We start from the raw sequence: 11,261 nt of genomic DNA, 5'->3' as shown, positions 1-11,261 counted from the left end.
TCAGGCGCCGAGCGCCACGAGCGCATCCGCCAACATCCGGCCGCAGTCCTCGCCCGCCGGGCAGTGATGCAGGCCCGGCAGCGCCGCGAAGAAACGCCCGTTCGGCGCGGCGTTGAAATAGGCGCGCGCGTCCTGCAAGCGCACCAGCCCATCCTCGGCACCGGTGACCACCGCGAGCGGCGCGGTCACGCGCGCCAGCGCCGGGGCGGCATCCGCCGTGGCCATCTCGGCGAAATATCCCGGCGCCTCGCGCTTCACGGCCTCGATCGCGGCTGGACCCATCGCCTCGCGCGCCTTCAGCAGGACGCGACCCGAAAGCGGCGGCGAGACGGCAAGGACGTGCTGCAGTTCGGGCGTCGCGCCGGCCAGATGCGCGATCGCATAGGCGCCGATGCTGTGCCCCGCCAGCGCGCGCGGCTGATCGGGCCATTGCCCGGCAAGCCAGGCCCATGCCTTGGCGGCGGCAGCGGTATGGCCCGAGAAGGTCACCTGATCGGGCGGGCCGGATTCGGGCAGGGCGACGGAATTCGGCAGTTCCGGCGCCGCGACGCGCCAGCCGCGGGCCAGATAGGCATCGGCGATTTCGGCGATCTGGATCTGGCCGGGGGCGCCGTTCCGGCCATGGACCAGCAGCACTGTCCCCGGCGGATTGTCGGAGGGCGCGGCCACGACCACGGGAATGCTGCCACCGCGCGTCGCAACCGCAAAGCGCCGGGCGCTGTCTGTCCAGATCTGTGTCGAAGCTGTCATGGGGATCGTTCTAGCCCGAACGCTCGCCCGCTCCAATGGGGCAATATCTGGATGGCGCGTGCCGGGCCATTCCTTCGGGTGCCCGGGGGATCGCCAATGGACCATGCGCGGCCATCACCGCCTGAAGAACGCCGCGCTTGAGGGGGCGCGGCACATGCGCACCGGAAGGCGGGCGGACAGGCACGGGAATGCCCTGCCGCGCCAGCCCCGCCGCCAGAAGGCGCATCATGGCGGCTGATGCGAAGTCATTCGGATCGGCCTGTATCTTCATGCGGCGCGAACCTCCCGCTTCAGAATATAGACCGAGGCGGGCGGAATGTTCAGCGGAACGAAGGCCGCGCGCCGCGCGACAATGCCGACACGGTCGAGGATGGGTGCCGGCACCGGACATTTCGGCCCGTAGGTGAACAGGCGGAACTGTCCGTCAGGCTTCAGGGCGGCGAAACCGCCGGCAAGAATCCTGAGCACGATCGAGGGCGGCATCGACAACAGCGGCAAGCCGCAGACGACGCTGCCAGCCTGCCCGGCGCCGAACGGGGTGAGGCGCCCGACACGCGCCGCATCACCCTGCAGCACCGTCACGCGCGGCAGGCGGCGGGCCAGTGCCACGGCAAAATGTTCGCCCAGTTCGATCGCCGCGATCCGTTCGGGCGGAATGCCGCGCGCCAGCAGGGCGGCGGTGAAGACGCCGGTGCCCGGGCCGAGTTCAAGCACCGGCCCGTCCTCATCCGACAACCCCCTGGTCATCGCCCGCGCCAGCGCCGAGCCGGATGGGGCCACGGCGCCGACGCGAAGCGGCGCGCGCAGCCATTCGCGGCCGAAATCAAGCGCCGCCGAGAAATGCCGATCCCGTGGATCGGTCAGTCGTTCATGCCTGGTCATGTCGAAAGATCCTCTGCCATGATTGAAAACCGCTGGGGGCAAGCGCCCGTGGCGAGCCGGACTGCATCGGCGATGACGGCCCCGCCCGCATCAGGCCGAAAGAACAGACGCGCCCCGCCCATCCAGTGCATTGAAATATGGTTGTTTTGCCTCTCACAGCGACGGGCATCGCAGCTTCCCTTTCCGGCCTGTCTCACCAAAATCATGTGCCTGATGCGGGATGGTATTGAACGATCATGACAATTTCTGCACAGATCCGGTCGGGCGCGGCCGGTATTGCCAGATTGCGGAATGGCGTTCCGCGCGACGGGTTGCCCCGATGATCCCCTCGACCTCCATGCGGGCCGTGATGATTCTCTTCTTCTGCTGCCATGGTTTGATCCGGGCGGCCGAAGCCTCTATCCTGTCCGTATGCCCTTCCGGATCACTGCTTTTCCCCTTCTCCCCGGTCGCGTTCACGAAGCCTGTGGTCCCCTGGCGGTCAGTCTGGCGGCGGTGGCGGCTGCGCAAGCGGGCGATCTTCTGTGGGTGCGGGAAGGCTGGCAGCCCCGGACGATCGGTCCTGCCGGACTTGCCGCCTATCTCGACCCGTCCCGGCTTCTGCTTGCGCAGACAAGGGACCAGACGGAAACCCTCGCGGTTGCCGAGGAAGGGCTGCGCGACGGACATGTCCCGCTGGTGGTGGTCGAGTTGACCGCGCCGCTTGATCTGACGGCCGGGCGCAGGCTGCAACTGGCGGCCAAGGCGGGGCAAGCCACCGGGCTTTGCCTGATCCCCGAAGGCATGGGCAGCCCGGCGGCGGAAACCCGGTGGCATATCAGCCCGCTTCCCGATCCTGACAGCGCGCCTGAGGACTCGACTCTGCAGCGATGGGCGCTTATCAAGAACAAATCAGGAACATTAGGCATCTGGCATGTTCGATGGAGCCAGCCGGCGCACCGTCTCATTGTGGTTTCCAAGGCTCGCGAGTGACCGGGCCTTGCGGGGATGCCCTGCCCATGGGCCTTTCGCGCTGACGCTGCGGCAGGACAACACCAACCGCATCCATTGCCTAAATGCCGTGGCCGAGCGTCAGGGGCTCTATCGCGGCATGGCCTTCTCGGATGCCCGCGCCTTCTGCCCCGACCTGCAAAGCCGTCCGGCAGAGCCGAAGGCAGACCTGCGGTTTCTCATGGGCCTGCGCCGATGGGCGACGCGATACTGTCCCTGGGTCGGGGTCGAGGGGGATGACGGGCTGGTCATGGACATCACCGGCTCGGCCCATCTTGCGGGGGGCGAGGCGGCGATGCTGGGCGATCTGCGCCAGCGGCTTGGCCGGATCGGGCTGACCGCGCGGATCGGGCTGGGCGACACGCGAGGCGCGGCCTGGGCTTTGGCGCGGCATGGCGAGGGGGTGGCGGCGCCGGGTGCGGCGCTGGCGGCGCTTGGCCCGCTGCCGGTGGCGGCCTTGCGGCTGGACGCCGAGCTTGTCACGGCCTTGCAACGGCTGGGCCTGCGGACCGTCGGGCAATTGGCCGATACCGCCCGGGCCCCGCTTGCGCGCCGCTTCGGGCCGGGGCTGCTGATGCGTCTGGATCAGGCGCTTGGGGCGCAGCCCGAACAGATTTCCCCGCGGTCCGAGCCGCCGCATTACGGCGTCCGGATCAGCCTGCCGGACCCCATCGGGCTGCAGGCGGATGTCATGGCCGGAACGGAACGCCTGCTGATCCGTCTCTGCGACCGGCTGAAACAGCATGAGGCCGGGGCGCGGATCCTGTGCCTGACCCTGCGCCGGGTGGATCAACAGGCGCAGCATGTGGAACTGCGTCTTGCGCGGGGCTCGCGCGATCCGGCCCGCATCCTGCCGCTTTTCACCCGTGGCATCGGCGAGGTGGATGCGGGCTATGGCATCGACCAGCTTCGGCTTGAGGCCACGCAGGTCGAATCCCTGCCAAGCGAACAGATCAGCCATGCCGGGCCGGACAGACGTGACCGGCTGGACGATCTGATCACCCGCATCGGCACGCGGATCGGGCTTGAGAATATCCTGCGCGTCCTGCCCGCCGACAGCCATATCCCCGAGCGCGGCTTCATCATCGCACCCGCGGCCTATTCCCGGCCCGAACCCTTTCCCCCAAGCCCGCGCCCCCGTCCGCTGATCATGTTCCCGCCCGAACCGATCACCGCCACCGGCCCGCGCCCGCCGCAGCAGTTCCGCTGGCGGCGGATGCGCCTGACCACCATGCGCGCGACAGGCCCCGAACGGATCGCGCCGGAATGGTGGCTCGACGACGAAAACTGGCGCAGCGGCGCCCGCGATTACTGGCGGGTCGAGACCACGCAGGGCCGCCGCCTCTGGCTGTTCCATACGCCGCAGAATCCCGGCTGGTTCGTGCAGGGGGAATTCCCGTGATCGAGATCAATCGCGAATATCGCCCGACCCAGACGCCCCGCCGCAACGCGCGGCCAGAGCAGGCGGATGGCTATGCCGAGCTTTGCGTAACCACGAATTTCACCTTCCTGACGGGCGCATCCCACCCCGAGGAACTGGTCACGCGCGCGGCCGAACTGGGCCTGTCGGCCATCGCCATTACCGACCGCAACTCGCTGGCAGGCGTGGTGCGGGCTTATTCCGCATTGAAAATCCTTGCCGAGAAGGCGGATGAGGCGATCCGCATCCGTTCGCAACACCGGATGGACAACTGCTCGCGGCAGGAAATTGGCACGCCCGAGGATATTCCCCCGCCAGAGGCGCCGCATCTGCCAAAGCTGATCACCGGCTGTCGTCTGCTGCTGCGCGACAGCAGGGTGGAATGGCTGGCGCTGCCCACCGATCTGGCCGCCTATCAGCGGCTGACGCGGCTGCTGACGCTGGGCAAGCGCCGGGCCGGAAAGGCGGAATGTCATCTCGACCTTGCGGATATGCTGGATCACTGCGCCGGCATGATCCTGATCGCCCTGCCGCAGGGCGGGCTGGGCGCGGCCGCGCCCGATATCCAGCGGATCCGCCGCCGTTTCCCGGGCCATGTCTTTCTGGGGGCCGCCCCGCGCTATGACGGCTCGGATCAGGCGCATCTGGACGCCTGCGCCCGGCTGGCGCTGCGCTGTGCCGCGCCGATGGTGGCGGTCGGCGATGTGCTGATGCACCGGGCCTCGCGCCGCCAACTGGCCGATGTGCTGACCTGCCTGCGCCTGGGCTGCACCATCGACAATATCGGCACCCGCGCGCTCTTGAACGCCGAAAGGCGGCTGAAGGGCCATGCGGATATGGAGCGGGTGTTCTACAACCACCCCGCCGCCCTGCGTCGCACGCTGGAAATCGCCGCGCGCTGCGCCTTCAACTTGCAGGAACTCAGCTATCAATATCCCGACGAGATCGCCGAGGGCGGCGAGACGCCGATGGCCCGGCTGACCCGGCTGGCGCAGGAAGGGATGCGGCGGCGCTATCCGGGTGGTGCGCCGGAACGGGCGCAGGGCTTGATGGCCAAGGAACTGGCCGTGGTCGGGGAACTCGACTATCCGGCCTATTTCCTGACCGTCCACGACATCGTGCAATATGCGCGGTCGCAGGGCATCCTCTGCCAGGGGCGCGGCTCGGCGGCGAATTCGATCCTGTGTTACCTGCTGGGCATCACCGATGTCAGCCCCGACCAGATCGGCATGGTGTTCGAGCGTTTCGTCTCGCGCCACCGGGGCGAGCCACCCGATATCGATGTCGATTTCGAGCATGAGCGTCGCGAGGAGGTGATCCAGTGGATTTACCAGAAATACGGCCGCCACCGCGCGGGCCTCTGCGCCACCGTGATCCATTTCCGATCCCGCGCCGCGATCCGCGAGGTCGGCAAGGTCATGGGACTAAGCCAGGACGTGACGGCGGGGCTGTCCGGCTCGATCTGGGGCCAATCCAGCGATGGCCCGAACATGGGCCGCGTGCGCGAACTGGGCCTGAACCCGGACGACCGCCGGCTGGCCCAGACCCTGCGCCTGATCGGGGAACTGATCGGCTTTCCGCGCCACCTGTCCCAGCATGTCGGCGGCTTCGTCATCACCAAGGGCCGGCTGGATGAACTGTGCCCGATAGAGAACGCCGCGATGGAGGATCGCACCGTCATCGAATGGGACAAGGACGATATCGACGCGCTTGGGATCCTGAAGGTCGATGTGCTGGGCCTTGGCATGCTGACCTGCATCCGCAAGGCTTTCGGGCTGCTGGCCGATCACGAAGGGACGGCGCTGACGCTGGCCTCTGTCCCGCCCCAGGATCCCGCCACCTATGACATGCTCTGCGTGGCCGATGCGGTCGGCGTCTTTCAGGTCGAAAGCCGGGCGCAGATGAATTTCCTGCCCCGCATGCAGCCGCGCGAATTCTATGATCTGGTGATCGAGGTCGCCATCGTCCGCCCCGGCCCCATTCAGGGCGGCATGGTCCAGCCCTATATCCGCCGCCGTCAGGGTCTGGAAAAGCCCGAACCCTTCGGCCCGGAACTGGAAGCCGTCACCCGCCGCACCTTGGGCGTGCCGCTGTTTCAGGAACAGGCCCTGCAGATCGCCGTGGTCGGCGCGGGCTATACCGCCGAAGAGGCCGATCAGTTGCGCCGGGCGCTGGCCTCGTTCCGGCGCATGGGCACGATTGGCGCGCATAAGGACAAGTTCATCACCGGCATGCTGGCGCGCGGCTATTCCCCGGAAATCGCCGAGCGCTGCTTTTCCCAGATCGAGGGCTTTGCCGATTACGGCTTCCCCGAAAGCCACGCGGCGGCCTTCGCGCTTCTGGTCTATGTCTCGGCATGGCTCAAATGCCATCACCCGGCGGTCTTTGCCTGCGCGCTTCTGAATTCCCAGCCGATGGGGTTTTACGCCCCGGCCCAGATCGTCCGCGACGCCCGCGAACACCATGTCGAGGTCCGCCCGATCTGCGCCAACCACAGCGCATGGGACAATACGCTGGAACGCCGGGCCGACGGCGCGCTGGCGCTGCGGCTCGGCTTTCGCCAGATCAAGGGCTTCAGGCAGGACGACGCCGACTGGATCGCCGCCGCGCGCGGCAATGGCTATCCCGACCCCGAATCCCTGTGGCTGCGCGCCGGCATCGCCCCCGCCGTTCTGGAACGTCTGGCCGAGGCGGACGCGTTTTCCGGCATGGGCCTCAATCGCCGCGACGCGCTGTGGCAGGTGCGCGCGATCCGGGGGCAGGAGCCCCTGCCGCTGTTCAACGACCCGATCGACGGCGAGGCGATCCACGAGCCCGCGGTCACCCTGCCGCAGATGCATCTGGGCGAGGAGGTGGTCGAGGATTACGTCGCCACCCGCCTGACCCTGCGCGCCCACCCGATGGAGATCCTGCGCCCCTCCATGCCCGGTCTCACCCGCCATGACACATTGGTCAGGGCACCGTTGCAGCGCACCACCGTCTGCGGTCTCGTCATCACCCGCCAGCGTCCGGGCACCGCCTCGGGCGTGATCTTCCTGACGCTCGAGGATGAAACCGGCGTCTCGAATGTCGTCGTCTGGAAAAAGACCTTCGCGCAATACCGCCGTGCCGTGATGGGGGGGCGTCTGCTGCGCGTCACCGGCACGCTGCAACGCGAAGGCATTGTCGTCCACCTCATCGCGCAGCAGATCACGGATGTCTCGCACCGCCTGAGCGATCTCGGCCATCCCATGGAAGACGCGATCGGCCAGATCAGCACCAAGGCCGACGATGCACCCTGCCGGCGCCCGGCGCCACGCACCAGGCATCCCCGCGATCAGGCCAAAAGGCTTTTCCCAAGCAGGGATTTCCATTGAGGGCAACCCGCCTTGACCGGTCAACCGGCCGGCGGAGCCACAAGGTGCGATCCGGGGGCGGTCACGATCAGAGATGTACCCGGCGCGGCATGTCCTGCGATCCAGATCAGGTCGGGCCGGGCGAAGGCGATGCAGCCCTCGGTGCCGAAACGCGGACGGCGCCATTGATGCAGAAAGATGGCCGAGCCCCAGCCGGGAATGGCGTCCGGCCAGTTCCAGTCGGTGGTCAGGATCAGGTCATACAGCGGATCGGCGCGGCGCAGCCGTTCATGGCTGGCGGCCAGCGGCGCGCGGGCATGGCGGTTATAGGCCGGATGATCCGGCGCATCGCACCACAGATCGCCGGGGCCGATGGGCCGCGCCCAGGGCGCGGGCGGCGCGATCCGGTCGGGACGATACCAGAGGCCGGTGATGACATGCATGCCGGCGGGGGTGGCGCCGTCGCCCTCGCACTTGGTCGCGGTCACGCCGCCCTTGCCGATGCTGCAGGGAAGGACGCGGCCGCGAAAGCGGATGCCCCGCGGGGTCAGGACCAGATCACGGGGGCTCACAGCAGATGCCCCGATTTTTCCGCCTTGGTGTCCAGATAGCCGGTGTTGAAGCGGTTGCGCGGGGTGACCAGCGGCACGCGCTCGGGCACCGCGATGCCGTGGCCTTCCAGCATGGCGACCTTCCTCGGGTTGTTGGTCATCAGCCGCGCCGCGGAAAAGCCCAGCCGTTTCAGCAGGCCGGCACCGATGCGGAAATCGCGCTCGTCATCCTCGAACCCCAGCCGGTGATTGGCCTCGACCGTGTCGAAACCCTGGTTCTGCAGGGCATAGGCGCGCATCTTGTTGGCCAGCCCGATGCCACGCCCCTCCTGGTTCAGGTACAGCAGTACCCCCGCCCCCGCCTGCCCCATCGCCGCCAGCGCCGCCTGCAGCTGCGGGCCGCAATCGCATTTCAGGCTGCCCAGCACGTCGCCGGTGAAACAGGCCGAATGCAGCCGCGCCAGCACCGGTCGGTCGCGCGGCGGATCGCCGATCTCGATGGCGTAATGTTCCTCGCCGCCGTCATCGGGGCGGAAGATATGCAGCCGCGACCGTTCCGCCGCCATCAGCGGCAGGCGGGCCGAGGCGACCGGGGCCAGCGCCGCCTCGCCCGCCAGATGCGCCAGCACCTGCCCCGGCGCCAGCACCGTCAGCCCGGCCGGCGCATGGGCCGGCACCAACAGCACCGCCGGCAGCAACTGCGCCGATTTCGCCAGCGCCAGCGCCGCCTTGTGCGGACCGGCATCGCCCTCGCGTTCGGTGAAGAGCGGCCCCTTCATCGGCGTCATCAGGTCGCCCGCCGGATCGGCCAGCGCCCGCAGCCAGCCCAGATCCGCGTCCCCCGGCACCTGCACCCGCGCCAGCCCGTCGTCATAGGCCCGCGCCTTCAGCGTCTCGGCCCGCCGCCCGGTCAGCGCCAGGAGCGGCCGGCCCAGAGCCTTGATGTCCGCCAGCCGTTCCGCCGACAGCGTTTCCACCGCCGCCGCCAGATGCCCGCCGATCATCACCGGCAGGCCCATGCGCAGATCGGCGCGGGCACGCGAGACGGTTTCGGCAAGGGTCGGGATCAGGCTCATGGGCGGTCCGAGGGGCGCAAAACTGAAACAAACTGAAACATACCGGCTTTCTCCGACAACTCCATGTGAGATTTCCGACATGTCGCTGGACGCAGGGCCGGCATCGCCCCACTCATTTGCGCAATGAGGCACAAGGAGGCAAGTATGGCCGGACTGAAAAAGATTCTGCTGGTCGATGACGAGGAAGACCTGCGCGAGGCGCTGGCCGAGCAGCTGGTGGCGACCGACGATTTCGACGTGATCGAGGCCGGCAGCGGCGCCGAGGCGGTCGAGGCGACGAAGACCGCCATCTTCGATCTGGTGATCCTCGATGTCGGGCTGCCCGATACCGACGGGCGCGAGCTGTGCAAGAAGCTGCGCAAGCTGAACGTGAAATGCCCGATCGTGATGCTGACCGGGCATGACACCGATGCCGACACCATCCTCGGGCTGGACGCGGGCGCCAACGACTATGTGACCAAGCCCTTCAAGTTCCCGGTGCTGCTGGCCCGGCTGCGGGCGCAGCTGCGCACGCATGAACAGTCCGAGGACGCGATCTTCCAGCTTGGGCCCTATACCTTCAAGCCGGCGATGAAGATGCTGATCGACGCCAGAGAACGCAAGATCCGCCTGACCGAGAAGGAAACCAATATCCTGAAGTTCCTCTATCGCGCGCAGGACGGCGTGGTGGCGCGCGATGTGCTGCTGCACGAGGTCTGGGGATATAATGCCGGCGTCACCACCCACACGCTGGAAACCCATATCTACCGGCTGCGCCAGAAGATCGAGCCCGATCCCTCGAACGCGCGGCTGCTGGTGACGGAATCGGGCGGCTATCGCCTGGTCGCCTGAGCCGGTCCCAAGGCCCGCCAGCCGGCGGATGCGGCCAGGAAAGGCCCGCCGTGATGCCGGGCCTTTTTTGATCCCCGCGATGCGACAAATATTCACTTGCCCTCCGCACGGGCGGAATGCAATTTGCGGTTGTGTTTCACCATCAGAGATCGGGTCCGGGAGATTAACCGAATGATATTGCAGAAAACCTTGAGGCGGGTCGCCGTGGCGGCCCTCGCCATTGCAGTCGCAAGTCAGTCGGCGCTGGCCTGCACCGGCATTATTCTTCGCGCCGATGACGGGGCCGTCGTGCAGGGCCGCACGATGGAGTTCGGCTTCGACATCCAGTCCGACATCATCGCCGTTCCCGCAGGCACGAATATCGAGATGCTGGTCCTGAACAAGGACGTCACCGGCTTTTCCTTCGAGGCGAAATACGGCTTCGCCGGTGCCAACGGCCTCGACATGCCCATCGTGTTCGACGGCATGAACACCGAGGGGCTCTATTTCGGCGCGTTCTATTTCGCAGGCCCGGCCGTCTTCGCGGATCTGACCGAGGAAAACCGCGATCAGGCCGTCTCGTCCGACGAATTGGGGAACTGGATCCTCGGGCAGTTCGCAACCGTGGCCGAGGTCAGGGAAGCACTGCCCAAGATCACCGTTGTCGGAACCTATATCGACGCGATCAAGGGATTTGCGCCGTTCCACTATGCCGTGACCGATGCAAGCGGCGCCTCGATCGTGATCGAATACACCAAGGATGGCCTGGCGGTCCATGACAACACGGTCAACGCCCTGACCAATAACCCGCCCTTTGACTGGCACCTGACGAATCTTCGCTCCTATATCGGGCTTTCCTTCGAGAACCGCGACGAGATCACGATCGGCCGCGAAACCCTCCGGCCCTTCGGTCAGGGCACCGGCATGGCCGGCCTGCCCGGGGACTTCACCTCTCCGTCGCGCTTCGTCCGCGCGGTGGCCTTTGCCAATACCGCCCAGCCCTCGGCGGACGCGGCCGAGGCGGTGTTCCGCAGCTTTCACATTCTCAATGCCTTCGACATTCCCATGGGGGCCATCCAGGAACAGAACCCGGATGGCCAGGTCCTGAAGGACTACACGATCTGGACTTCGGCCTCCGACACCCGCAACGCCGTCTATTTCTTCAAGAGCTACAAGTCGCAGGTGGTCGAAAGCATCGACATCCGGCAGGTGGTCAAGGACATCGACAAGGTCAGCGTCATTCCCATGAGCAGCGAGTTCAGGGTTCTCAACCGCACGTCTGACAAATGGTCCGGTTTCCAGGGCCAGCCGTCTGATCCCGCGGTCAGCCGCCGCCTCCGGAACCGCCCTTCGATTCCGGCGTTATGATCCCGAAGCCCAGTGGTCGGCGGATGCGGCCACGTCTCTCTCTGATGCCCCCGGCGCGCCCCCCGCGCCGGGGTTTTTC

Annotated in this window: 9 protein-coding genes; 5 read left to right on the top strand and 4 right to left on the bottom strand. The window is 67.2% G+C overall.

Translation table 11 applies throughout. The features are described from left to right. Both KNW02_RS02570 and KNW02_RS02565 read right to left on the bottom strand, forming a co-directional pair. Positions 1 to 750, bottom strand: a complete 750-nt coding sequence (locus tag KNW02_RS02570; protein ID WP_216031685.1) for an alpha/beta hydrolase — start codon at positions 748 to 750, stop codon at positions 1 to 3. Positions 751 to 1,017: 267 nt separating this feature from the next. After that, positions 1,018 to 1,632: a class I SAM-dependent methyltransferase gene (locus KNW02_RS02565; RefSeq protein ID WP_216031684.1), complete on the bottom strand. Its 615-nt coding sequence runs from the start codon at positions 1,630 to 1,632 to the stop codon at positions 1,018 to 1,020. Positions 1,633 to 2,043: 411 nt separating this feature from the next. On the opposite strand from KNW02_RS02565, the gene KNW02_RS02560 reads away from it, so the two are divergent. From KNW02_RS02560 to KNW02_RS02550, 3 genes are read left to right on the top strand one after another with little or no spacing between them, the layout of a single operon-like run. Further along, a complete protein-coding gene (locus KNW02_RS02560; protein WP_216031719.1) occupies positions 2,044 to 2,604 on the top strand; it encodes an ImuA family protein in 561 nt (186 codons plus the stop codon). Then, the gene (locus tag KNW02_RS02555) at positions 2,546 to 4,024 is read left to right on the top strand and encodes a Y-family DNA polymerase (protein ID WP_216031683.1); all 1,479 of its coding nucleotides are present in this window, start codon (positions 2,546 to 2,548) and stop codon (positions 4,022 to 4,024) included. The genes KNW02_RS02560 and KNW02_RS02555 overlap by 59 nt, the downstream gene beginning before the upstream one ends. Next, positions 4,021 to 7,398, top strand: coding sequence for an error-prone DNA polymerase (locus KNW02_RS02550; protein ID WP_216031682.1), 3,378 nt, complete (start codon positions 4,021 to 4,023; stop codon positions 7,396 to 7,398). Before KNW02_RS02555 ends, KNW02_RS02550 begins: the two co-directional genes overlap by 4 nt. Before the next feature lie 20 nt (positions 7,399 to 7,418). On the opposite strand, the gene KNW02_RS02545 is transcribed toward KNW02_RS02550, so the two are convergent. Both KNW02_RS02545 and ribA read right to left on the bottom strand, forming a co-directional pair. Then, positions 7,419 to 7,949: a L,D-transpeptidase family protein gene (locus tag KNW02_RS02545; RefSeq protein ID WP_216031681.1), complete on the bottom strand. Its 531-nt coding sequence runs from the start codon at positions 7,947 to 7,949 to the stop codon at positions 7,419 to 7,421. Further along, entirely contained in the window at positions 7,946 to 9,004 is a 1,059-nt protein-coding gene (gene ribA / locus KNW02_RS02540; protein ID WP_216031680.1) for a GTP cyclohydrolase II, read from the bottom strand. Before ribA ends, KNW02_RS02545 begins: the two co-directional genes overlap by 4 nt. 144 nt (positions 9,005 to 9,148) lie before the next feature. Between ribA and KNW02_RS02535 the strand changes: the two genes are divergently transcribed. Both KNW02_RS02535 and KNW02_RS02530 read left to right on the top strand, forming a co-directional pair. Continuing rightward, complete coding sequence (locus KNW02_RS02535; RefSeq protein WP_216031679.1) at positions 9,149 to 9,835, top strand: response regulator transcription factor; 687 nt, start codon at positions 9,149 to 9,151, stop codon at positions 9,833 to 9,835. A 189-nt stretch (positions 9,836 to 10,024) separates the two neighbouring features. After that, positions 10,025 to 11,182, top strand: coding sequence for a linear amide C-N hydrolase (locus KNW02_RS02530; RefSeq protein WP_216031678.1), 1,158 nt, complete (start codon positions 10,025 to 10,027; stop codon positions 11,180 to 11,182). Positions 11,183 to 11,261 lie beyond the last annotated feature (79 nt).

Source organism: Paracoccus marinaquae, assembly GCF_018860165.1.
Classification (GTDB): Bacteria; Pseudomonadota; Alphaproteobacteria; order Rhodobacterales; family Rhodobacteraceae; genus Paracoccus; species Paracoccus marinaquae.
The sequence above is the reverse complement of the archived record's forward strand: the minus strand, read 5'-3'. Positions and strand labels throughout refer to the sequence as shown.

What these genes read in the sequence shown, in the direction of transcription:
- KNW02_RS02565 (WP_216031684.1), bottom strand. Translation starts at nt 1,632, where the DNA reads ATGACCAGGCATGAACGACTGACCGATCCACGGGATCGGCATTTCTCG.
- KNW02_RS02570 (WP_216031685.1), bottom strand. Translation starts at nt 750, where the DNA reads ATGACAGCTTCGACACAGATCTGGACAGACAGCGCCCGGCGCTTTGCG.
- KNW02_RS02560 (WP_216031719.1), top strand. Translation starts at nt 2,044, where the DNA reads ATGCCCTTCCGGATCACTGCTTTTCCCCTTCTCCCCGGTCGCGTTCAC.
- KNW02_RS02555 (WP_216031683.1), top strand. Translation starts at nt 2,546, where the DNA reads ATGTTCGATGGAGCCAGCCGGCGCACCGTCTCATTGTGGTTTCCAAGG.
- KNW02_RS02535 (WP_216031679.1), top strand. Translation starts at nt 9,149, where the DNA reads ATGGCCGGACTGAAAAAGATTCTGCTGGTCGATGACGAGGAAGACCTG.
- ribA (WP_216031680.1), bottom strand. Translation starts at nt 9,004, where the DNA reads ATGAGCCTGATCCCGACCCTTGCCGAAACCGTCTCGCGTGCCCGCGCC.